Annotated in this window: 18 protein-coding genes; 5 read left to right on the top strand and 13 right to left on the bottom strand. The window is 61.1% G+C overall.

Translation table 11 applies throughout. From position 1 onward, the window contains the following. Nucleotides 1-16 precede the first annotated feature (16 nt). Both pgl and zwf read right to left on the bottom strand, forming a co-directional pair. Nucleotides 17-730 carry a 6-phosphogluconolactonase gene (gene pgl / locus ACWNZ1_RS26780; RefSeq protein WP_135844064.1) on the bottom strand — a complete coding sequence of 238 codons (714 nt, stop codon included), beginning with the start codon at nt 728-730 and terminating at the stop codon, nt 17-19. Beyond that, entirely contained in the window at nt 717-2,186 is a 1,470-nt protein-coding gene (gene zwf / locus ACWNZ1_RS26785; protein WP_265072782.1) for a glucose-6-phosphate dehydrogenase, read from the bottom strand. The genes pgl and zwf overlap by 14 nt, the downstream gene beginning before the upstream one ends. A gap of 196 nt (nt 2,187-2,382) precedes the next feature. On the opposite strand from zwf, the gene ACWNZ1_RS26790 reads away from it, so the two are divergent. Beyond that, a complete protein-coding gene (locus ACWNZ1_RS26790; RefSeq protein ID WP_171061416.1) occupies nt 2,383-3,243 on the top strand; it encodes a MurR/RpiR family transcriptional regulator in 861 nt (286 codons plus the stop codon). Nucleotides 3,244-3,398: 155 nt separating this feature from the next. Here ACWNZ1_RS26790 and ACWNZ1_RS26795 read toward each other — a convergent pair whose 3' ends face one another. From ACWNZ1_RS26795 to edd, 11 genes are all read right to left on the bottom strand, one after another. Beyond that, nucleotides 3,399-4,253, bottom strand: a complete 855-nt coding sequence (locus tag ACWNZ1_RS26795) for a D-hexose-6-phosphate mutarotase (protein ID WP_135844062.1) — start codon at nt 4,251-4,253, stop codon at nt 3,399-3,401. Nucleotides 4,254-4,491: 238 nt separating this feature from the next. Next, nucleotides 4,492-5,838, bottom strand: a complete 1,347-nt coding sequence (locus ACWNZ1_RS26800; protein WP_135844061.1) for a carbohydrate porin — start codon at nt 5,836-5,838, stop codon at nt 4,492-4,494. 129 nt (nt 5,839-5,967) lie between these two features. Continuing rightward, nucleotides 5,968-7,128: an ABC transporter ATP-binding protein gene (locus tag ACWNZ1_RS26805; RefSeq protein ID WP_135844060.1), complete on the bottom strand. Its 1,161-nt coding sequence runs from the start codon at nt 7,126-7,128 to the stop codon at nt 5,968-5,970. A gap of 2 nt (nt 7,129-7,130) precedes the next feature. Further along, nucleotides 7,131-7,976, bottom strand: coding sequence for a carbohydrate ABC transporter permease (locus tag ACWNZ1_RS26810; RefSeq protein WP_053214453.1), 846 nt, complete (start codon nt 7,974-7,976; stop codon nt 7,131-7,133). Further along, on the bottom strand, nt 7,969-8,877 hold the full coding sequence (locus ACWNZ1_RS26815) for a carbohydrate ABC transporter permease (protein WP_135844059.1): 909 nt from the start codon (nt 8,875-8,877) through the stop codon (nt 7,969-7,971). The genes ACWNZ1_RS26810 and ACWNZ1_RS26815 overlap by 8 nt, the downstream gene beginning before the upstream one ends. A 184-nt stretch (nt 8,878-9,061) precedes the next feature. Beyond that, complete coding sequence (locus ACWNZ1_RS26820; RefSeq protein ID WP_135844058.1) at nt 9,062-10,363, bottom strand: ABC transporter substrate-binding protein; 1,302 nt, start codon at nt 10,361-10,363, stop codon at nt 9,062-9,064. A gap of 116 nt (nt 10,364-10,479) precedes the next feature. Further along, on the bottom strand, nt 10,480-11,739 hold the full coding sequence (locus ACWNZ1_RS26825; RefSeq protein ID WP_456027979.1) for a D-mannose isomerase: 1,260 nt from the start codon (nt 11,737-11,739) through the stop codon (nt 10,480-10,482). Nucleotides 11,740-11,984: 245 nt separating this feature from the next. Further along, on the bottom strand, nt 11,985-13,454 hold the full coding sequence (locus tag ACWNZ1_RS26830) for an ATP-binding protein (RefSeq protein ID WP_135844056.1): 1,470 nt from the start codon (nt 13,452-13,454) through the stop codon (nt 11,985-11,987). After that, nucleotides 13,444-14,175, bottom strand: a complete 732-nt coding sequence (locus ACWNZ1_RS26835) for a response regulator (RefSeq protein WP_135844055.1) — start codon at nt 14,173-14,175, stop codon at nt 13,444-13,446. Before ACWNZ1_RS26835 ends, ACWNZ1_RS26830 begins: the two co-directional genes overlap by 11 nt. A 177-nt stretch (nt 14,176-14,352) precedes the next feature. Then, nucleotides 14,353-15,312 (bottom strand): glucokinase, encoded by a 960-nt coding sequence (locus ACWNZ1_RS26840; protein WP_135844054.1) that lies wholly within the window; start codon nt 15,310-15,312, stop codon nt 14,353-14,355. Continuing rightward, nucleotides 15,309-17,135, bottom strand: coding sequence for a phosphogluconate dehydratase (gene edd / locus ACWNZ1_RS26845; protein ID WP_072348871.1), 1,827 nt, complete (start codon nt 17,133-17,135; stop codon nt 15,309-15,311). Before edd ends, ACWNZ1_RS26840 begins: the two co-directional genes overlap by 4 nt. 219 nt (nt 17,136-17,354) lie before the next feature. Between edd and gap the strand changes: the two genes are divergently transcribed. From gap to ACWNZ1_RS26865, 4 genes are all read left to right on the top strand, one after another. After that, nucleotides 17,355-18,356: a type I glyceraldehyde-3-phosphate dehydrogenase gene (gene gap, locus ACWNZ1_RS26850; protein ID WP_135844052.1), complete on the top strand. Its 1,002-nt coding sequence runs from the start codon at nt 17,355-17,357 to the stop codon at nt 18,354-18,356. 197 nt (nt 18,357-18,553) lie between these two features. Continuing rightward, nucleotides 18,554-19,078, top strand: a complete 525-nt coding sequence (locus tag ACWNZ1_RS26855) for an RNA polymerase sigma factor (RefSeq protein ID WP_256452292.1) — start codon at nt 18,554-18,556, stop codon at nt 19,076-19,078. A 50-nt stretch (nt 19,079-19,128) separates the two neighbouring features. Beyond that, nucleotides 19,129-20,091, top strand: coding sequence for a FecR family protein (locus ACWNZ1_RS26860; protein ID WP_456027980.1), 963 nt, complete (start codon nt 19,129-19,131; stop codon nt 20,089-20,091). 119 nt (nt 20,092-20,210) lie between these two features. Then, nucleotides 20,211-22,802, top strand: coding sequence for a TonB-dependent receptor (locus tag ACWNZ1_RS26865; protein ID WP_256452291.1), 2,592 nt, complete (start codon nt 20,211-20,213; stop codon nt 22,800-22,802). Nucleotides 22,803-22,944 lie beyond the last annotated feature (142 nt).

Raw genomic sequence — 22,944 nt, forward strand, 5'->3', positions numbered from 1 at the left:
GCGGCTGATCCTTGGTTCATGGGCACCAGTAAATCTCTAACGTAGGTTGCAGGAACGCGCGGATCGGCATCTCGGCGACGTCGTCACCGGCCACTGCGGCGTTCAGGGTGGTCAATTTCGACTGACCGGAAATCGACAGCACTTTGTGTTGCGCCGAGGCCAGCAAGGCGCGGCTCATGGTCAAGCGCTGGTGCGGTACGGTCGGCGCCAGCATTGGCCAGCAACGACGAGCGCCCTTGGCATCCAGGGCTTGGGCCAGGTTCGGGCTGTCGGGGAACAGCGAGGCGGTGTGCCCGTCATCGCCCATGCCCAGGATCAGCACGTCGATCGGCGGCAGCTCGCCCAGCAGACGATCAGCCTGCTCGGCCGCCGCTTCCAGGTTGGCGCTGGCATTGTAAAGGCTGAGGAACTGGGCCTTGGCCGCCGCACCTTGCAGCAGGTAACGCTTGAGCAGGCCGGCATTGCTGTCGGCATGCTCGACCGGCACCCAACGCTCGTCGGCCAGGCTCACCACCACCTTCGACCAGTCCAGCGCCTGTTTGGCCAAACTCTGGAAGAATGCCACCGGGCTGCGACCGCCGGACACCACCAGGACCGCCGCGCCGCGCGCATCGATCGCATTGCGCAGCTGCTCGGCCACTTTCAACGCCAGGCCTTCAGCCAGCAGCACCGGGCTCTTGAACGCCAGGGCGCTGACGCCTTCGGGCAGTTTCACTTCAGATATCGCCATACCATGACCTCCCATCCCGCGTGATCAGTGCAATGGAGCTCATCGGCCCCCAGGACCCGGCCGCGTACGGCTTGGGCGCATCGCCGGATTTCTTCCACCCGGCGATCAACTGGTCACACCACGTCCACGCGGCTTCAATTTCATCTTTACGGACAAACAGGTTCTGATTGCCGTTCATGACTTCCAACAACAACCGCTCGTAGGCATCGGGAATCCGTGCGCTGCGCCAGGTGTCGGAAAAGTTGAGTTGCAACGGACCGCTGCGCAATTGCATGCCCTTGTCCAGGCCTTGCTCCTTGGTCATCACCCGCAAGGAAATCCCTTCGTCCGGTTGCAGGCGGATGATCAGTTTGTTGCTGATCTGCAGGCGCTGCTCGGGAGCGAAGATGTAGTGGGACGGCTCCTTGAAGTGAATGACGATCTGCGACAGTTTCTGCGGCATGCGCTTGCCGGTGCGCAGGTAAAATGGCACCCCGGCCCAACGCCAGTTGCGGATGTCGGCGCGCAGGGCGACGAAAGTTTCAGTGTCGCTCTGGGTGTTGGAGTTGGGCTCTTCGAGATAGCCCGGCACCGCCTTGCCTTCGCTGTGGCCGGCGATGTACTGGCCGCGCACCACCTGGGTGGTCAGGCCTTCCGGGCTGATCGGTGCGAGGGCCTTGAGCACCTTGACCTTCTCATCACGGATGCTGTCGGCGGACAGGTCGGCCGGCGGATCCATGGCGATCAGGCACAGCAACTGCAGCAAGTGGTTCTGGATCATGTCCCGCAGTTGGCCGGCCTTGTCGAAATAGCCCCAACGGCCTTCGATGCCAACCTTCTCGGCCACGGTGATTTCCACGTGGGAGATGTAATTCTGGTTCCACTGGGTTTCGAAGAGGCTGTTGGCGAACCGCAGTGCGATCAGGTTCTGTACCGTCTCTTTGCCCAGGTAGTGGTCGATGCGATAAGTGCGGTTTTCCGGGAAGAACTGCGCCACAGCGTCGTTGACCTTGCGCGACGATTCCAGGTCCGAGCCGATGGGTTTCTCCAGCACGACACGGGTGTTTTCGCTCAGGCCAACCTTCGCCAGGTTCTCGCAGATCGCGCCGTAGACCGCTGCAGGGGTGGCGAAATAGGCAATGACCTGCTGGGCCGAACCGGCCAGTTCGGCCAGGGCGGCGTAATCGTCGGCCTTGAGGAAATCCACATGCAGGTAAGTCAGTCGCGCCAGGAAGCGCTCGACCACGGCTTCGTCCAGCTCTTTGTCACCGACGTAACGGCGCAGCTCAGTGGTGATGAACGCCAGGTGCTGCTGCTCGCTGCCGGGCTCCCGGGCCAGCGCGATGATCCGCGTGTCCTCGTGCAGCAGGCCGGCACCATCGAGCTGATAAAGGGCAGGAAACAGCTTGCGTAGGGCCAGATCGCCCAACGCGCCAAACAAGGCAAAGGTGCACGGTTCAACCGTAATGGAATGCATGATGTTTGTTCTTTTATCAAGTTAAGCTACAAATACCTTTTTTCAAGGTATCACTCAAGGAAAAATGTAGTAATAACCACAACATTTTTCGAAAATTCCGATTCCGAGTGGTGGTCCGTCAGAGCCATCAGTAGGATAGGCCACCGCAAAGGGTCGTATCAAAGACCCGTCTTTCTAGGAATCTTGTATGGACCGCGTGCGAAATTTACTGGAGCAGATCCAGAGTCGCCTTGAAGACCTGAACAAGGCCGAACGCAAGGTGGCCGAGGTGATCCTGCTCAACCCACAGCAGGCCACCCGCTTCAGCATCGCCGCCCTCGCCCAGGCTGCGTCGGTCAGCGAGCCTACCGTCAACCGCTTCTGCCGTTCGTTCGGCGTCAGCGGCTACCCGGAACTCAAGCTGCAACTGGCCCAGAGCCTGGCCAGCGGCGCCGCTTATGTCAGCCGTGCGGTAGAGGCCGATGACAATCCAGAAGCTTACACCCGGAAAATCTTTGGCAGCGCCATTGCGTCATTGGACAGTGCCTGCCAGGCCCTTGATCCCAATTTGATCAGTCGAGCCGTCGATTTGCTGATCCAGGCCCGACAGATCCACTTCTTCGGCCTTGGCGCCTCGGCCCCGGTGGCGCTGGATGCCCAGCACAAGTTTTTCCGCTTCAACCTGGCGGTGACCGCCCACGCCGACGTGCTGATGCAACGCATGATCGCGTCGGTGGCCCATACCGGCGAGCTGTTCGTGATCATTTCCTATACCGGGCGTACCCGCGAGCTGGTGGAAGTGGCGCGCATCGCCCGGGAAAACGGCGCTTCGGTGCTGGGCTTGACCGCCGAAGGCTCGCCGCTCGCCAAGGCCAGCACCCTGAGCCTGAACATTCCGCTGCCCGAAGACACCGACATCTATATGCCGATGACCTCGCGAATCATCCAGCTCACGGTGCTGGATGTGCTCGCCACCGGCATGACCCTGCGCCGGGGCGTGGACTTCCAACCGCATCTGCGCAAGATCAAGGAAAGCTTGAATGCCAGTCGGTATCCGGTAGGGGATGAGTTCAACTGACTCGATCCAGAACCTTCAGTGCCTGATAGTCCGTCTTCGCGAGCAAGCCCGCTCCCACAAGGTCTATGTTGATCACAAGTTCTGTGAACAACCCGAACCCATGTGGGAGCGGGCTTGCTCGCGAAGGGGCCAGCCGCCATACCAGAGATCCTGAGCTAAGCCCCCACCCACGCCTGCAAACTCAGATGCGCCCGCTCCCCCGGCGCCAGGCACAGGCTGTCAGTGCCACCGCTGGCCGCTTCGACGCAGACGAACTCCGACACCTCATCCCAACTCACCCCCAGCAATGGCCGGGCGCCGGGATGCCACACCACGGTGTCAGCACTGTCGCCGGTGTCGATGCACAACTCGCGCTGCCAGGCGTGGTCCTTGAGCTGCAATTCACCCTCGTGCTGGAACACCCGCTGGCAACCGCCCTCGACCCGCAACTCGCCTTCCTGCTGGCAAACAGCGCGGCTCAACTGGTCGTAACCCTGCGCGCCTTCGAGCCCAGACAGCGCTACCTCGCCAACATCACCGATACGCCAATAAGCGTGTAAAGCCTGGCTCAACTGGCATGGCAGACTGTCCTGGTGCTCGGTGCTCAAACGCAGTTCCATGCGTTCACCCAGATCTGCATGCAAGTCCACTTGCCAGTCGCACAGCTGCAGTTGCCAGTGCAAATGCACACCGTCGTCATCACTGCGGCTGTCGAGCAATTTCCAATCGATCAGCCGCGCCCAACCATGGGACGGCCAGGCATTTTCGCTCGGATGACGGCCATACCACGGCCAGCACACCGGCACCCCGCCGCGTATCGCGCCGACTTGTGGCCACTTGGCCGCGCACCACAACCAGGGTTTCTGGCCGCGCGGCTGAAAGTGCAACAACTGAGCCCCCTGGCGACTGAACACCGCCTGGCACAGTGGATGATCGATCACCAGCACATCACGCTGCCGATAGCGCTCCCACGCAAACACCGGGCGCTCGCGCAAGGATCTGAAAAAACGTTGTAGCGGATGCTCATGCATGGGCCGCGATCCTGGAAATCATTGAACGCTCAATTGATGCGACAGTTTTTGTGGCGAGGGGATTTATCCCCACAGGCCTGTGGGAGCAAAGCTTGCTCGCGATGCAGGCGACTCGGTGCCCTGGAAGACCGCGTCATCTTCATCGCGAGCAAGCCTTGCTCCCACACCCCAAAAAAAAGCGGACAGCCTTGGCCGTCCGCAAAAATGCGCACATAGAGAGGAGCTTATCGCAACAGCGTTAGAACACCGACTGAATTTTCAGGCCGGCCACCAGCGCGTTGTCGACTTCATCCACACCGCCCGGGTGAGTGATGTATTGCAGGTTGGGACGTACGGTCAGCCAGTTGGTCACGTGGAAACCGTAGTTGATCTCGTAGTTGTATTCGGTGCTGCGCAACGGCGTGAACAGCGGATCATCGTAGTCGGAGACACCATTGGCGACGTTGACCAGCTCGGCGTTTTTCTTCACATCTTCGTTGACATGGATGCGGGAGAAACCGATCCCGACATCATCTTTAGGACGCGCATCGAACGGCCCCTTGTACACGAACATCAGCGACTGGTAGTTGTCGACGATGTTGGTTTCCTTGTCGTGGAAGGTGGCGTTGGCCGCGATATTCAGACCGCGCGAAGCATCACCGTTGTGGGTGGTGAGCTGTTGTTGCGCGACAAACCAGTAGCCGTCCTTGCTGCTGTGGCTGCGATAGGCGTTGCGGGTGGTCGCGGCGTCGTTGCCATCGTCGTCCTCACGGACGTCATCGGCCTTGGCCGTACTTTTGTAGTAACCCACACGGTATTCGCCCGGCAGATTATTGAGCTTGGGCGACCAGACCAACTCGACCGGAATGAGGGTGCCCTTGGTGCCACTGCCGCTGAGCTTGTAGCGGTTTTTGTTTTCCAACTGCGAAGGGTTCTGGTTGTACGCGCCGATTTGCGCATAGAGCTCAGGGGTGAGGTTGTATTTAACGCGAATCGCCGCCTGCATGATCGGCCAGTTGTACCAGATGCCGGTCGCCCAGTTACCCGCCTGCGAACCGCAGAACGCCAGGTTCTGGAACTCGCACGGGAAGGTGTTGAAGTCTTCGCCTTCACCGAAATAACCGGCTTTGACATCCAACTTACTGTCGAAATACTTCTGCTTGATCCACAACTGGGTCAGACGGGTGGTTTGCCCACGACCCCACACTTCCTGGGAAGAACTGAGGGTACCGGCACGTGGATCACCGATACGGTCGTTGGAAATGTTGCGACCATCACGCCGGGTGAACTGGATCTTGGCCTCTGTATCTCCCCAACCCGCCAGCTTCTCCAGATCGAGGGCTACGCCCAAGCCAAACTGCTGGGACCAACGCGCTGTCTTGTCATCGTTGTAGCCGCCGTGGAGGTTGGCCCCCATCTCACCGACGAAGTCAGCCTTGATATCGATACCTTGCTCGATCAGTTTGGTCCGTTCGCCGCCCCAGTCACCCGTCATCCACTTCGAGTCGGCGCTGAATGCGTCGGCCGCGTGTGCGCTACCAGCCAGCATCATCGCCGCAACGGCTGACAACTGGCAGATAAGCTGGGCGTTGTTTTTCTTCTTCATCCCTACATCCTCGTCTTTATTGTTATTAACTGTTTTTATCTAACGTGGTTTACAGCGATTGCGGCGGATGTCCCCATCCACCGCATACTCCTTTTTTGTGGGAGCAAGCTCACTCCCACATTTTGTTCTTCACCGGCCCTTGAACTGCGCCACGTTGGCGCTCCGGGCGTCGGCTTGCGGCTGGCCTGCCACACCCAGGCGCTCACCGGACTTGGCGTCGAACAGCAGCACTTTCGACGGATCGAATTGCAGCGTCAGGGTTTCACCCGGCTGCGGTGCCACGTCCGGCGCCAGGCGGCAGCAGACCTTGGTGTCATTGAGATTGACGAACACCAGGGTGTCCGGGCCGGTGGGCTCGGTGACCTGCACTTCAGCGCGAATGGTTGGCAAGCCGTTGGGTTCGTTCCCCCCCAGCACGATCTGTTCCGGACGCAGGCCGAGGATCACTTCGCGGTCTTCCAGGCCCGCGTCCTGCATGCCCATTGGCAGCTCACAACGGGCCTGGCCGCTGTCGAGCAAGGCCAGCAGGCGACCGTCCTTGCGTTGCAGGCGCAGCGGAATGAAGTTCATCGGTGGCGAACCGATGAAGCTCGCCACGAACAGGTTGGCCGGGTTGGTGTAGATGTCCTTCGGCGTACCGAACTGCTGGATGATCCCGTCCTTCATCACCGCCACTTTGTCGCCCAGGGTCATGGCTTCGATCTGGTCGTGGGTCACGTAGACCGTGGTGGTCTTGAGGCGCTGGTGCATCAGTTTCATTTCGGTGCGCATCTCGACCCGCAGCTTGGCGTCGAGGTTGGACAGCGGTTCGTCGAACAGATAGATCTTCGGCCGCCGCGCCAGTGCCCGGCCCATGGCCACGCGCTGTTGCTGACCACCGGAGAGTTGGCCCGGCTTGCGATTGAGCAGGTGCTCGATCTGCAACAGCTTGGCCACGCGGTTGACTTCTTCGTCGATGGCGGACTGGCTCATCTTGCGAATTTTCAGACCGAACTCGATGTTCTCCCGCACGCTCATGGTCGGGTACAGCGCGTAGGACTGGAACACCATGGCGATGTCGCGATCCTTCGGGCTCATGCCGCTGACATCCTGGTCACCGATCATGATCGCGCCGCCGGTGATGGTCTCAAGGCCGGCGATGCAGTTCATCAGCGTCGACTTGCCGCAGCCCGAAGGGCCGACGAGGATCAGGAACTCACCGTCCTTGATCGACAACTCGATGTTCTTCAGGGTGTCCGGCAGGCCGGCACCATAGGTCTTGTTTACATTGCGAAGTTCGAGCGTTGCCATGATTACCCCTTGACTGCGCCGGCCGTGAGACCGCGCACGAAATACTTGCCTGCTACCACATAGACCAGCAGGGTCGGCAGCCCGGCGATCATCGCCGCCGCCATATCAACGTTGTATTCCTTGGCCCCGGTACTGGTGTTGACCAAGTTGTTCAGCGCCACCGTGATGGGCTGTGAATCGCCGCTGGAGAACACCACGCCGAACAGGAAGTCGTTCCAGATCTGCGTGAACTGCCAGATCAGGCAAACCATGATGATCGGGGTGGACATCGGCAGGATGATCCGCCGGAAGATGGTGAAGAAACCCGCACCGTCCAGCCGCGCAGCCTTCACCAGCGCATCGGGAATGCTGACGTAGTAGTTACGGAAGAACAGCGTGGTGAACGCCAGGCCGTAGACCACGTGCACAAACACCAGGCCGGTGGTGGTACTGGCCAGGCCCATCTTGCCGAGGGTAAACGAGGCCGGCAGCAGGACGGTCTGGAACGGCAGGAAGCAACCGAACAGCAACAGGCCGAAGAACAACTGCGAACCGCGAAAGCGCCACATCGACAACACGTAGCCGTTCAACGCACCGATAGCGGTAGAGATCAGCACCGCCGGGACGGTGATCTTGATCGAGTTCCAGAAGTAGCCGTCGACCGTGGCCCAGGCCTTGACCCAACCGATGCCGGTGACCACGGTCGGCCAGCTCAGCAGGTTACCGGTGTTGATGTCTTCCGGGGTCTTGAAGCTGGTCAACAGCATGACCACCAGCGGCACCAGGTACAGCAATACAGCGAGGATCAACACCGCGTAGATCGCGATGCGACTCAAGCTGATGGAAGGTTTGGCAGCAAGACTAGTCATGACGCTTGGTCCTCAGCTCGGAGTACAGGTAAGGCACGATGATTGCGAGAATCGCACCGAGCATCAGAATCGCACTGGCCGAGCCCATGCCCATCTGGCCACGACTGAAGGTGAAGGAATACATGAACATCGCAGGCAGGTCGGAGGAATAACCCGGCCCGCCAGCCGTCATCGCCGCCACCAGGTCGAAACTCTTGATCGCGATGTGCGCCAGGATCATCACTGCGCTGAAGAACACTGGACGCAGGCTTGGCAGCACCACTTTCCAGTAGATGCGCGGCATGCTCGCACCATCGATCTGCGCGGCGCGGATGATCGATTGATCAACCCCGCGCAGGCCGGCCAGGAACATCGCCATGATGAAGCCCGAGGCCTGCCATACCGCCGCGATCACCAGGCAATACACCACACGGTCCGGGTCGATCAGCCAGTCCAGGCGGAAACCTTCCCAGCCCCAGTCACGCAACAATTTGTCCAGGCCCATACCCGGGTTGAGCAACCATTTCCAGGCCGTACCGGTGACGATCATCGAAAGCGCCATCGGGTACAGGTAAATGGTACGGATGAAACCTTCACGACGAATGCGCTGGTCAAGAAACACTGCCAGCAGCACCCCGATCACCAGGGTGATGCCGATGAACATGCCGCCAAAGAGCGCCAGGTTCTTGCTCGCCACCCACCAGCGGTCGTTGTCCATCAACCGCGCGTATTGCGCCAGCCCGGCCCATTTGTAGTTCGGCAAGAAGGTCGAGGTGGTGAACGACAGAACGAACGTCCACAAGATATAGCCATAGAAGCCCACCAGAACGATGAACATGCTCGGCGCCAGCACCAGTTTTGGTAGCCAGCGTTGCAATGCATCGAACGGCGAGGCCTTGCTGAACACAGCAACAGAACTCATGGGAAGATCCCGCACAAAGGGTAATGATTACAAAGGCATTCCCTGTGGGAGCAGGCTTGTGTGGGAGCTGAGCTTGCTCGCGATGAAGGCGCCTCGGTCTTTCAAATGACCGCGTTATCATTCATCGCAAGCAAGCTTTACTCCCACAGGCTCGCTCCCACAGGAGGACCTGCGCTGCTAACGGTTACTTGGCAGACTGCACCGCTGCGCCAAGCTTCTTGGCGGCATCGGCAGGGTCGGCTTTCGGGTCGTTGATGTAGTTGGTCACCACGTCAAAGAAGGCACCCTGTACCGCCAGCGTGGTCGCCATGTTGTGCGCCATGCTCGGCTGCAGGCCGCCGGTCTTGGCGTCCGTCAGGAAATCCTTGGCGGCGGTCTGGGCGCAGGAGTCGAAGCCGTACTTGGCCATGTCGGCCAGCATGTCGTTGCGCACCGGGATCGAACCCTTGTTGATGCTGAAGACTTTCTGGAAGTTCTCACCCAGCACGACCTTGGCGATATCCTGCTGACCGGCCGCAGTGCCTTTGTCTTTCTGCTTGAACACCGCCAGGGAGTCGATGTTGTAGGTGAAGGCCTTTTCGGTGCCCGGGAAAGCTACGCACTGGTAGTCCTTGCCGGCGACTTTCTTCGCGGCGGTCCACTCGCTCTTGGCCCAGTCACCCATGATCTGCATGCCGGCCTTGCCGTTGATGACCTTGGCCGCTTCCAGGTTCCAGTCCTGGCCCTTGCCGTCGGCGTCCATGTAGGTCGCCACTTTCTTCAGCTCGGTCAGCGCCTTGACCATGTCCGGACCGGTCAGGGCCTTGTTGTCGAGATCGACCAGAGCCTTTTTGTAGCCATCAGCGCCCATGACCGAGAGCACCACGGCTTCGAACACCGTGCTGTCCTGCCAAGGCTGGCCACCGTGGGCGAGCGCAATGAAGCCCGCAGCCTTGAGTTTGTCGCCGGCGGCGTAGAATTCTTCGAGGGTGGTCGGGGCTTTTTCGATGCCGGCTTTCTTGAAGACTTCCGGGTTGATCCACAGCCAGTTGACGCGGTGAATGTTCACCGGCACGGCAACGTAGTCACCTTCGTACTTCACGGTATCGGAGACTTTCTTATCGAGCAGGCTGTCCCACTTCTCAGCTTTGGCAACATCTTTCAAGACGTCGGTGTCGAGCAGCCCGGTGGACGCCCATTCCTGGATGTCCGGCCCCTTGATCTGGGCCACACCCGGTGGGTTGCCGGCCACGGCACGGCTCTTGAGCACGGTCATGGCGGTGGAACCACCACCACCGGCGACAGCGCCGTCCTTCCAGGTAAAGCCGTCTTTCTCTACCTGGGCCTTGAGCACATCGACTGCGGCTTTTTCGCCACCCGACGTCCACCAGTGGACGACTTCCACGGAACCTTTGGATTCGGCGGCAAGAGCGCTGACAGGGAATGCTGCGACGGGAAGCAGGGAAGCAAGAGAAATGACAGTAGCGAGGCGAGAAATCGCATTCATCTAGAAGTACCTTTCTTGTTGTTATGCATGCAAGTCTGGTGCTTGCGCTGCATGGATTCTAAACAGGGGAAATCCCTTCGCAGGTAACGAAGGGACGCGTAAATGTCACGACATGGTTACACAGGCGCAGGACTGGACAATTTCGCCAGGGCCGTAGCCATGCTGGGTGCCAGGGGCAGGCGCGGAATCAACACCGCTTGCCAGGCGTGATAGAGGTCCGGCTTGCCCGGCCAGATGTCGGCGCTGGGGCGGTTTTGCGGGTCGAGTTCGTGATGCCAGCTGCCGTTGCAACGGTCGATGAAATGTTTGTCACAGAACTCCCAGAAGCGCCGATACCAGGCTTCGTATTTTGCCTCGTCGGTGCGCTTGAGCAAGGCACTGGCAGCCGCCGCCGCTTCAGCGTGAACCCAATGCAGGCGATGGCGAACCACGGCGCGGTTGTCCCAGTCCAGGGTGTAGACGATGCCCGGCGCGCCATCGACGTCCCAGCCATGGCGGCAGTTCTGGTCGAAGAGCTTTTGCGCATCCTGGGCCAGCCAGCCGGGGGTCAGCATGCCGATCTGCACCCGTGCCGCTTCGAGATGCAGCAGCAGGCGCGCCCACTCGAAACCATGCCCGGGGGTGGTGCCGTAGGGGCGGAAACCATCGGCGGGATTGTCCTGGTTGTACTCACGCAACGGCTGCCACTGGCGATCGAAATGCTCCACCACCAGGTAGTCGTTGGCGGCGGCATGGCCATGGATGACCCGTTCGACGATGTGCAGGGCACGGGCCAGCCAGCGAGGATCGTCGGTGACATCGGCCAGGGCCAGGAAGGCTTCGGTGGCGTGCATATTGCTGTTGGCGCCGCGATAGGCCTCCTCGACGCTCCAGTCACGGTTGAAGGACTCGCGCAGGGCGCCCTCCTCTTCGCTCCAGAAATGTGTGTCGATGATCCGCACCGCTTCGTCCAGCAACGCCTGGGCGCCGGGACGCTGGGCCACCACTGCGGAACTCGCGGCCAGGGCTACGAATGCATGCAGGTAGGCGGCTTTGCCAGTGGCGTCTTCCTCGGGTTGCGCCGAGGCAAACCAGCCACCGTGTTCGGCGTCGCGCAAAGGGCCGCTGAGGGCCTGGACACCGTGGTCCACCAGTTCGGCGAAACCCGGCAGGCCCTGGATGTGGGCCATGGCGAAGCTGTGGGTCATGCGCGCGGTGTTCATGGTTTCGGCCCGGGCATCGAGCGGCAGGCGGCCTTGGTCGTCCAGGTTGCCAAAGCCGTCCGGCAGCTTCGAGGCCTTGGCGAACGCCAGCAGTCGCAAGCCTTCGGCGGCGAGCCATTGCTGGTGGGCAGGGGCATTCAGCCAACTGCTGAAGGCCGGTTGAAAGGTGTCCATCGGCGGTACCTTTTTTGTTGTTTTGACGCAGGGAGTCTAAACAAGGGATGACAGAGGGCAGGTAACGAAAGGGGCGAGTTATGTCACCGAGTTGTGACATTCCCCTCTGGGATGTGTCGAGGCTACTGACGTCTTCGCGAGCAAGCCCGCTCCCACAGGAGGATCTGTGTCGAACACAATATCCGTCTCCAATGAGGGCCAATGTGGGAGCGAACTTGCTCGCGAAGAACGATAACGCGGTCTAATCAATCCACACTGCGAGGCAACTGCAACGTCACCCGCAACCCACCCTCGCGCAGGTTCTGCAGGCTCACTTCGCCCCCATGGCTATGGGCGATGTTGCGGGCGATGCCCAGGCCCAGGCCATAGCCCTGCTGTTGCCCGGCCAGGCGAAAGTGCGGCTCGAAAACTTGCTCCAGGCGTTGTTCCGGCACGCCCGGGCCTTCATCGTCGACGTGCAGGATGAACGCGGTTTCATCGTCGTCGATGTGCAGGTGGGCGTTCTGCCCGTACTTCAAGGCGTTGTCGATCAGGTTGCCGATGCAGCGCTTGAGGGCCAGCGGCTTGCCGGAATACGGCGCCAGCGCCCGGCCATCCTGGGTCACCCGGCCGTTGCCGTTGGGCGCCAGGTAGGGTTCGACGAGACAATCGAGTACATGATTGAGGTCCACCGGCTCGATGTTTTCGTGGATATCGGTGTCCTTGACGCATTGCAACGCGCCTTTGACCAGCAACTCCAGCTCGTCCAGGTCGCGGCCGAACTTGGCTTGCAGGTTTTCGTCTTCCAACAGCTCGACGCGCAAGCGCAGCCGAGTGATCGGTGTGCGCAAGTCGTGGGAAATCGCGCTGAACAATTGGCTACGTTCGGTCAGGTAACGGCTGATGCGTTCGCGCATGGCGTTGAATGCACGGCCCACCTCCACCACTTCGCTGCCGCCGCCCTCGGCCACCGGTTCCACTTCGGCGCCCAGGGACATGTCCCGCGCCGCCCGGGCCAAACGCTTGAGGGGCCGGCTCTGCCAGTGCACCAGCAAGCCGATGAACAGCAACAACAAGCTACTGGTGAGCAAGATGAAGCCGACCTGTTGCTTGGGCAGGTCCTGTTCTTCGAGGCTGGTATAGGGCTCGGGAAGCAGTGAGGCGATGTACAGCCATTCGCCCGGTGCCATCTGGATTTGCGTGACCAGCACCGGCGGGTTCACCGGTTCAAGGGTCAGCGCGTAGTGGGCCCATGAGCGGGGCAGCTCGTCGAGCTTGAGCCCGGCGTTGAATATCCGCAGGTCGTCGGGGCTGACAAAATTGACCGCGATGTCGGCGCTATTGCCCAGGGACCGGCGCAGTACATCGTCCACCGCCTTGAGCACCGCCAGTTTGCGCGGTGTGACCGGCAGCACGTCCATGTCCAGGGGCTTATCGTTGAGGGTCACGACAAACCGCGTACCGCCCATGCTGCGCAGTTGATCCAGCACCAACGGCCGGTAAGCCACCGGCAACGAACGCAAATAGCTGACGCTGGCAGTCATCGAATGGGCCAGGCTACGGGCACTGGTGACCAACCCCTCGAGCTGGGTGGCGCGCAATTGCGAGACCCAGATGACGCTGGACAGGGTCTGGGCGAACAACACCACCAGCAAGGTCAGTAACAACATCCGTCCCAGTAACGAGCGCGGCACCGGCACCCGTCGGGCGACTTTCTTGACCCAATCAATGACCATTGCTGGCAACCACACTGGCCGCCAGTTGATAACCGCTGCCGCGCACTGTGCGGATCAGCCGTGGCGGTTTATCGGTGTCACGCAAGCGCTGGCGCAGGCGACTGACCGCCATGTCGACGATCCGGTCCAGGGGCATCAGATCACGACCACGGGTCGCATTGCCGATGGTGTCGCGGTCGAGGATTTCCTGGGGATGGTCGAGAAACAGCTTGAGCAAGGCGAAATCGGCACCGGAGAGAATCACCTCCTCACCGTCGGTATGGAACAGCCGATGGCTGACCATGTCCAGCCGCCACTCGTCGAAGGCCAACACCTCGCCGCCGGAGCGTTCCTGGCCGAACTGCGCCCGCCGCAGCAGGGCCTTGATACGCGCCTGCAACTCGCGGGGACTGAAGGGTTTGCCCAGGTAATCATCGGCGCCCAGCTCAAGGCCGATAACCCGGTCGGCCTCGTCGGAACTGGCGGTGAGCATGATGATCGGGACATGGGCCTGGCGCGGGTGCTGGCGAACCCAGCGACAAAGGCTGAAGCCATCTTCATCCGGCAGCATCACGTCGAGGATCACCAGGTCGCTCGGTGCCTCGTTCAACGCCTGGCGAAAGCCGGCGCCATCGGGCGTGGTGCGCACCTGAAAACCCGCGCGACTGAGGTAAGTGTCCAGCAGTTCGCGAATCTCCTGGTCGTCGTCGACCAACAAAATCGATTTGTTCACTGAACTCACGAGCCTCGTCCTTGTTGTTTGGATTGGGGCGGATTATGCCTGATGGATGAGGACTGCAAACACACTACAAACACCTGTGGGAGCGAGCTTGCTCGCGATAGCGGTGTATCAGTCAACATCAATGGCGACTGACACTCCTTCATCGCGAGCAAGCTCGCTCCCACAGGGGATCACATTTCAAACTGGAGTCGATTGCTCCAACGCCACACCCGCGCCCATCAGGCCGGAGTAAGGCGCGGTCACCAGCCAGACCGGGATGCCCTTGAAGTAATCGCTCATGCAGCCCTTGTCGGCGAAACAACGGGCGAAACCGCTTTCCAGGAAGAAGTCGGCGAAACGCGGGACCACTCCGCCGACGATGTAGACACCGCCGCGGCCACCGAGCGTCAGCACATTGTTACCGGCCACACGCCCCAGCCAACAGCAGAACTGCTCAAGCACTTCCAGGGCAATGGGGTCGCCGGCCAGGCCCGCAGCGGTGATGGACTCAGGGGTGTCGAGCACCGGCGTATGGCCGTCCACCGCGCAGATGGCCCGGTACACCCGCGGCAAGCCGCTGCCACTCAGGGCCGTTTCGGCGCTGACGTGACCGATCTCGTTGTAAATGTGTTGCCAGAGCTGGGTTTCCCGTGGGCTGCTCATCGGCAGGTCGACATGACCGCCCTCCCCCGGCAACGCCGCGAAACGCCCGTCTCCCAAATCCAGCAGCGTACCGACGCCCAACCCGGTGCCCGGGCCGATCACCACCGCCGGGCGCCTTGGCTCCGGGGTGCCTTCGCAGACAACCCGGTATTCATCAGGGCGCAAACGGGTCATGCCCAGGGCCATGGCCGAGAAGTCATTGACCAGCAGCAGCTTCTCCACCTCCAGGGTCTTGCAAAACGCCAGATTGCTCAGACGCCAGTGATTGTTGGTGAAACGAAATTCATCGCCGCTCACCGGCCCTGCCACCGACAGGCACACCGAACCGATCGCGCCCGGCGCCATGCCCATGCCACTGAGGTAAACCTTGATGGCATCTTCCGGGCAGGCGTAATCCGCGGTCGCCAGCACCTGGATGTTTTCCAGGTTGTGGTTCTTCCACAACGCGAAACGCGCGTTGGTCCCACCGATGTCACCGACCAAAGCCAGTTTCAATTAAGCGTCTCCAGGGCAGAAGTGAAGGCGCTGGCGCCCTGCTCTGCCGAGCTGAAGGCCATGCGCATGAAACCGAACAGCTCGCGACCGGTGCCGATGTTGTTGCCCAACAGGCCTTTGGCCGGTGTGCGCGCGGCGAATTCCTCGGCGTCCACCTTCAACTCCAAGGTGCCTTTGACGCCATCGACGCGGATGATATCGCCCTCCTGCACTCGGGCCAACGCGCCGCCGACATAAGCTTCGGGGCTGACGTGAATCGCCGCCGGGATTTTCCCCGATGCGCCGGACATGCGTCCGTCGGTCACCAACGCCACTTTGAAGCCACGGTCCTGCAATACACCGAGGAACGGCGTCATCTTGTGCAGCTCCGGCATGCCGTTGGAGCGTGGCCCCTGGAAGCGCATCACCGCGACGAAATCCTTCTCCAGCAGGCCGGCCTTGAATGCATCGGCCAGATCCTGCTGATCCTGGAACACCATCGCAGGCGCTTCGACGACCTGGTTTTCCAGGGCCACGGCGGAGACCTTCATCACCCCGCGGCCCAGGTTGCCTTCCATCACCCGCAAGCCGCCTTCAGGCGAGAACGCGCGGGCCACCGGACGCAGGATGTTTTCGTCGAGGCTTTCGATCGGGCCGTCGCGCCATACCAACTCGCCATCCTCCAGGAACGGTTCCTGGGTGTAGCGGCTCAAGCCGTGACCGAGCACGGTGTTGACGTTTTCGTGAAGCAAACCGGCTTCCAGCAGTTCACGGATCAGGAACGACATGCCGCCCGCCGCCTGGAAGTGGTTGATGTCAGCCTTGCCGTTCGGGTAGACGTGGCTCAGGGTTGGCACCACCTCGGAGAGGTCGGCCATGTCCTGCCAGGTCAGTTGGATGCCTGCCGCCATGGCGATGGCCGGCATGTGCAGGGTGTGGTTGGTCGAGCCACCGGTGGCGTGCAGTGCGACGATGGAGTTGACCAGCGAGCGCTCATCGACGATCTCACCGATCGGCATGAAGTTGCCGCTCTGCTTGGTCAGGCGCGTGACCTGGAACGCCGCCTCACGGGTCAGCGCATCGCGCAGTGGCGTGTTCGGGTTGACGAACGAGGCGCCCGGCAAGTGCAGGCCCATCACTTCCATCAGCAACTGGTTGGTGTTGGCGGTGCCGTAGAACGTGCAGGTGCCAGGGCTGTGGTAGGACTTCATCTCCGATTCCAGCAGCTCCTCGCGGGTCGCCTTGCCTTCGGCGTAGCGCTGGCGCACGTCGGCCTTTTCCTTGTTGGAAATGCCCGAGACCATCGGCCCGCCGGGCACGAAGATCGTGGGCAAGTGACCGAAGCGCAGCGCGCCCATCATCAGGCCCGGCACGATCTTGTCGCAGATACCGAGCATCAGCGCGCCGTCGAACATGTTGTGGGACAACGCCACTGCCGTGGACAACGCGATCACTTCGCGGCTCGGCAGGCTCAGTTCCATCCCCGCCTCGCCCTGGGTCACGCCGTCGCACATCGCTGGCGTACCGCCGGCAAACTGGCCGACCGAGCCGATCTCGCGCAAGGCTTTCTTGATCTGTTCCGGGAAGGTTTCGTAGGGCTGGTGGGCCGAGAGCATGTCGTTATAGGACGACACGATGGCGATGTTGGCGGCGTTCATCATCCGCAGGTGATGCTTGTCTTCGGTGCCGCAACCGGCTACGCCGTGGGCGAAGTTGGCGCATTGCAGCTTGCCGCGCGTCGGACCGTCGCTGGCTGCACCGCGGATCAATGCAAGGTAAGCCTGACGCGTGGCGCGGCTGCGGGCGATAAGCCGTTCGGTGACCTCAAGAACGCGGGGATGCATGTGTAGAACTCCAGGCTAACGGGTGTGGCGACCTGATTGTCTATGCTGGTCAAAAGCCCGATGTGCGTTGGGCGACAGACGGTTTTTTGACCACTCGGACCAGTTGATTCAGGTCACTCGTTGTAGATAAAACAAAATATTGCCACTAAAAAGGCTTGTTTTCTATTTTTATGCGAATAATCTTGTAATTCCAACAACAAATCGACGGCGGCGCAGTTAATGACTCTTCGAATCGCAATCAATGGTTTTGGCCGCATCGGCCGCAACGTCCTCCGAGCACTGTATACCCAAGGCTATCGTCGCGACTTGCAGATCGTCGCCATCAACGACCTGGGCGACAGTGCGATCAATGCTCATCTGCTCAAGTTCGACACCGTCCACGGCACCTTCGATGCCGAGGTACAGCATGACCACGAAAGCCTGACGGTCAATGGCGACCGCATCTCGGTCAGTGCCATCCGCAACCCGGCCGAACTGCCTTGGGCCGCTGAAAAAATCGACGTTGTGTTCGAATGCACCGGCCTGTTCACCGACCGCTCCAAGGCCGCGGCCCATATCAGCGCCGGCGCGCGCAAGGTGATTATTTCGGCCCCGGCCAAGGGTGCCGATGCCACCGTGGTGTATGGCGTGAACCACGACATTCTGCGCCAGTCCCACCAGATCATTTCCAACGCCTCGTGCACCACCAACTGCCTGGCCCCAGTGGCCCAGGTGCTGCACCGCGAGTTGGGGATCGAAAGTGGCCTGATGACCACCATCCACGCCTACACCAATGACCAGAACCTGACCGACGTCTACCACAGCGACCCGTATCGCGCCCGTTCGGCCACCCAGAACATGATCCCGAGCAAGACCGGCGCCGCTGAAGCGGTGGGCCTGGTGCTGCCGGAACTGGCGGGCAAACTGACCGGCATGGCCGTGCGTGTACCGGTGATCAACGTCTCCCTGGTGGACCTCACCGTGCAGCTCAAGCGCGAAGCGTCAGCCGAAGAAGTCAACGAACTGCTGCGCCATGCCAGCCAGCATTCGAAGATCCTCGGCTACAACACCCTGCCGCTGGTCTCCAGTGATTTCAACCACAACCCGCTGTCGTCGATCTTCGACGCCAACCACACCAAGGCCAGCGGCAAGCTGCTCAAGGTACTGGCCTGGTATGACAACGAATGGGGCTTCTCCAACCGCATGCTCGATAACTGTCTGGCGCTGTGTAACGCCGAATAATCCTCGTGGGGTTGGCCGGACTCTAATGTGGGAGCGAGCTTGCTCGCGATGGCGTCGGATCAGTCAGCACAGTGTTGGCTGGCTCACCGCTATCGCGAGCAAGCTCGCTCCCACAGGGGGCCGACAGGAAATCAGGGCTTGACCATCAGAATAGATGATAAGCATTATCATCTACTCGAACCGGATCGAGCCCTACCGTGAGTCAATCGCACTTTCATCACCTCTTCCTCGCACAGCGCACGCCACTGCTGCGCACCCTCGAGCGAATGGTCAAAAACCCCAGCACCGCCGAAGACCTGCTTCAGGAAACCTACCTGCGTGTCACCCGCGCACTGGGTGAGCGCACCGTCGAGCATCTCGAACCTTTCGTCTTCCAGACCGCCCGCAACCTGGCGCTGGATCATTTGCGTGCGCGGCGTATCCAATCCCGGACCCTGCTGGACAACGTGCCGCTGGAGGTCGTCGAGAATGTGGCCGCTCCCCAGAGCAGTGCCGAGGACGCCGCCCATGCCGAGCAGATGCTCGAGCGCCTCAACGTCAGCCTGCAAGCGCTGAGCCCGCGTCAGCAACAGATCTTCATTCTCAATCGCCTGCACGGTCACAGTTACCAGGACATCGCCGAACGCTTGGGCGTGTCACTGAGCACCGTGCAAAAGGAACTGAGGTTGATCATGACGATCTGTGTGGAAGTGGCTGAACGCAATGGCCGCGGTAAGCTATAAACTTCAAGCCGCGCACACGTTTACCATTTTGCTCAATCCGAGGATCCACTGTGACGGACAACCGCCGCTCCCCTGAGCTCGCTTCGGCGCAGGATACCGCCCATGCCATGGAGCAGGCGCTGGACTGGCTGATTCTGCTCGACAGCCCCAGCGAGGAGCAGACCCGACAGTTCCAGGCCTGGCTGGCGGCCGATCCGCGTCATGGCGAAGCGTTCGCTCGGGCCCAGGCGATCTGGAACGGCCCGCAAGTGATTGAAAGCGCCCGGCAGCTCCAGGCTCAACCGAAAATCACGGCACTCTCACGCCTGCGCGCCCACTGGAAACCCCTGGCCACCGCCGCCGTGCTGTTGCTGAGCCTGCTCAACTTCAGCGACCTGCCCCTGCATTTCCAGGCCGACCACTTGACCGTGGTCGGTGAACGCCAGCGCCTGCAATTGGAGGACGGCTCCAAGGTCCTGCTCAACACCGATTCGGCGTTTTCCAGTACGTTCAACGAACAGCGGCACGTGGCTCGGCTGTACAAGGGCGAGGCGCTCTTTGACGTGCCAGGCAATAGCAACTTGCCGCTGGAAATTGACGCCGGCCCGGTCACCGCCAGCGTCAGCGACACCACATTTGCGGTGCGCTACCTCGACGGCGTGGCCCAGGTCCAGGTGCAGCGCGGCGACGTCGACCTGCGCGCCAACCGCAACGACACCCATGTGCGGCTGTCGGCCGGGGAAAGCATCCGCATCGGCCCCAACGGCTTCGACCGTCCGGCCCGGCTCGATGTCAATACAGACCTGGCCTGGGTCCAGGGTCGGCTGGTGTTCGAGAATCGGCCACTGAGCCAGGTACTGGCCGAGCTGCGGCGCTACTACCCCGGCTGGATCATCAACAACAATGAACAACTGGCCAATGTCGCAGTGACCGGTAATTATCGCCTCGATCAGCCGTTGGATGTGGTCCGCTCCCTGGCCCACATCACCTCCGCGCGCCTGCAGGAATTTCCGGCGCTGGTGATTTTGAACTAAATGAGAATTATTTTTACTCGATAGCCTCCGCTGGTTCGTCTCGTTATAGCCAATGCAATTGATTCTCATCCATGGATGTGAATCTGCACCTATAACAGATGCGACACGGAGCGCTAACGATGTCCTCTCGCCTTACTTGCCGGTTCCTTGCCCCTTCTTGCACCCTGTCATTGCTGACCGCCGCCATCCTGATGGCGGGCACCGTGCCCACTGTCCTCGCCGCCGCCGAGCAATCACCTGCACGCAACATCGGCGACTACACCTTTGCTATTCCCCAGCAGTCGCTGGTTTCAGCCCTGAATGCATTCACTGCGGTCACGGGTTGGCAGGTCGGCCTGCCAGCAGAACTGGGTGAAGGCGCCACTTCGCCAGGCGTGAACGGCTCACTGCCCGCGGAGAAAGCCCTGGAGCGCCTGTTGCTGGGGACCCAGCTGAGTTTTCGCAAGCTCGGCGACAACAGCATCGTCCTGGAGAAGCGCAACACCGCCGGCGTGTTGAACCTGCAGCAGGTGACCATCAGCGCCACCCGCCTGGAACAGGACATCACCAGCGTGCCGAGCACCGTCACCGTCCATGACCGCCAGGAACTGGACCGCAATAACGTCAACACCATCAAGGACCTGGTGCGCTACGAGCCCGGCGTTTCGGTGGGCGGTGCGGGCCAGCGCGGCGGCATCAGCGGCTATAACATCCGCGGCATCGACGGTAACCGGATCCTGACCCAGGTCGACGGCGTGGAAATCCCCGGCAGTTTCTTCAACGGCCCCTACGCCAAGACCCAGCGCAACTACGTCGACCCGGAAATCATCAAGCGCGTGGAAGTCCTGCGCGGCCCGGCCTCGGTGCTCTATGGCAGCAACGCCATCGGTGGCGCCGTCAGCTATTTCACCCTGGATCCGGACGACATCATCAAGCCGGGCCAAGACGTCGGCGCGCGCCTGAAGACCGGTTACAGCTCCGCCGACGAGAGCTGGCTCAAGTCCGCCACGGTCGCCGGTCGCAGCGGGTCGTTCGACGGCCTGTTGCACTACAGCCAGCGCGACGGCCATGAAACCGAATCCTACGGCAGCCACAACGGCACCGGCCTGGACCGCACCGCCGCCAACCCGGAAGACGTGCGTGCCAACAACGTGCTGGCCAAGCTCGGCTGGAACTACAACGATGACGCGCGCCTGGGCCTGGTCTACGAGAAATACAAGGATGATCGCGACACCGACCTGAAAAGCGCCTATGGCGGCCCCTACTCCAACGGCCAGCCGGCCATTCCCACCTCGGTGCTGCCCGGCGGCATGTACCAGTGGCGCACCGGCAACGACACCATCAGCCGCGAGCGTTTCGGCCTGGAGCACAGCTTCGCCCTCGACAGCCTGCTGGCCGATCACATGAAGTGGAGCCTGAACCACCAGATCGCCAAGACAACCGAGAGCACCGCTGAGTTCTATTTCCCGATCACCCGCCAGGTGCTGCGTACCCGGGACACCCTCTACGAAGAAAAACAGTGGGTCTTCGACGCGCAGTTGGACAAGGCCTTCAGCCTCGCCGACACCGATCACACGCTGACTTATGGCACCACGATCAAGCAGCAGAAAGTCACCGGTTCGCGCAGCGGCAACGGCGTGTGCCTGGCGGTGGGCGTGGGTTGCTCCGCGGTTGGCGCCATCAGTACCCGGGACGTCCTGGCAAAAGTCAGTGATTTCCCGGACCCGACCATCAACACCTACAGCCTGTTCGCCCAGGACCAGATCAGTTGGGACCGCTGGACCTTCACGCCGGGCCTGCGCTACGACTACACCCGGCTCAAGCCGCACCTGACCGAGGAGTTCCTCAACGCCGTGGACCCTACCGGCGGCGGTGAAGTCAGCGGCAAGAACAAGACCTGGCATCGCGTCTCGCCCAAGTTCGGCCTGACCTATGCCCTGAGCGATGAATACACCTGGTACGGCCAGTACGCCGAAGGTTTCCGCACGCCAACCGCCAAAGCTTTATACGGTCGTTTCGACAACCCCAGCGCCGGCTATAGCGTGGAGCCCAACCCGGATCTGGAACCGGAAAAAAGCAAAAGCTACGAGACCGGCCTGAAGGGCCGTTTCGATTCTGGTTCGTTCGATGTGGCGGTGTTCTACAACAAGTACCGCGATTTCATCAACGAGGACGCGATCACGCCCGGCGCCGACCAGTTGACCTTCCAGAGCAATAACATCAAGCACGCGACCATCAAGGGTGCCGAGGTCCGGGGCCGCCTGAACCTGGACCTGTTTGGCGCGCCTCAGGGCTTGTATACCCAAGGTTCGGTGGCCTACGCCTACGGCCGCAACGCCGACACCGGCGAGCCGCTCAACAGCGTCAACCCGCTGACCGGCGTGTTCGGCCTGGGATACGACCAGGACCACTACGGCACTTTGCTCAGCTGGACGCTGGTGAAGAGAAAAGATCGTGTCGACGACAGCAACTTCAACTCGCCAGACGGCGTCAGCAGCCAGTTCAAGACCCCGGGCTTCGGCATTCTCGACCTGACCGGGTTCTACAAGGTGACCGCCGACGTCACCGTCAGCGGCGGCCTCTACAACCTCACTGACAAGAAGTACTGGCTGTGGGATGACGTGCGCGGCTACGACAGCGTCGGCGAAGCAGCAGTGCTGAGCCCCGCCAACCTCGACCGCCTGACGGCGCCGGGCCGCAACTTCGCGGTCAACCTGATTTGGGATATCTGACAAAGGTTTTTGTTGGCAAGCCAAAAAATGTCCTGTGGCGAGGGAGTCATGTGGGAGCAAGGCTTGCCCGCGATGAAGGCGATGCGGTCTTTCAGAACTCGAGGCGCCTGTTTCGCGAGCAAGCTTGGCTCCCACAGCCCAG

The sequence above is a fragment of the Pseudomonas sp. CFBP 5748 genome (assembly GCF_053850495.1).

Bases quoted from the DNA above. Each gene is read 5' to 3' on its own strand.
- gap (WP_135844052.1), top strand. From the start codon at position 17,355: ATGACTCTTCGAATCGCAATCAATGGTTTTGGCCGCATCGGCCGCAAC.
- ACWNZ1_RS26820 (WP_135844058.1), bottom strand. From the start codon at position 10,363: ATGAATGCGATTTCTCGCCTCGCTACTGTCATTTCTCTTGCTTCCCTG.
- ACWNZ1_RS26825 (WP_456027979.1), bottom strand. From the start codon at position 11,739: ATGGACACCTTTCAACCGGCCTTCAGCAGTTGGCTGAATGCCCCTGCC.
- edd (WP_072348871.1), bottom strand. From the start codon at position 17,135: ATGCATCCCCGCGTTCTTGAGGTCACCGAACGGCTTATCGCCCGCAGC.
- ACWNZ1_RS26800 (WP_135844061.1), bottom strand. From the start codon at position 5,838: ATGAAGAAGAAAAACAACGCCCAGCTTATCTGCCAGTTGTCAGCCGTT.
- ACWNZ1_RS26810 (WP_053214453.1), bottom strand. From the start codon at position 7,976: ATGACTAGTCTTGCTGCCAAACCTTCCATCAGCTTGAGTCGCATCGCG.
- ACWNZ1_RS26795 (WP_135844062.1), bottom strand. From the start codon at position 4,253: ATGCATGAGCATCCGCTACAACGTTTTTTCAGATCCTTGCGCGAGCGC.
- ACWNZ1_RS26830 (WP_135844056.1), bottom strand. From the start codon at position 13,454: ATGGTCATTGATTGGGTCAAGAAAGTCGCCCGACGGGTGCCGGTGCCG.
- ACWNZ1_RS26865 (WP_256452291.1), top strand. From the start codon at position 20,211: ATGTCCTCTCGCCTTACTTGCCGGTTCCTTGCCCCTTCTTGCACCCTG.
- pgl (WP_135844064.1), bottom strand. From the start codon at position 730: ATGGCGATATCTGAAGTGAAACTGCCCGAAGGCGTCAGCGCCCTGGCG.
- zwf (WP_265072782.1), bottom strand. From the start codon at position 2,186: ATGCATTCCATTACGGTTGAACCGTGCACCTTTGCCTTGTTTGGCGCG.
- ACWNZ1_RS26805 (WP_135844060.1), bottom strand. From the start codon at position 7,128: ATGGCAACGCTCGAACTTCGCAATGTAAACAAGACCTATGGTGCCGGC.
- ACWNZ1_RS26815 (WP_135844059.1), bottom strand. From the start codon at position 8,877: ATGAGTTCTGTTGCTGTGTTCAGCAAGGCCTCGCCGTTCGATGCATTG.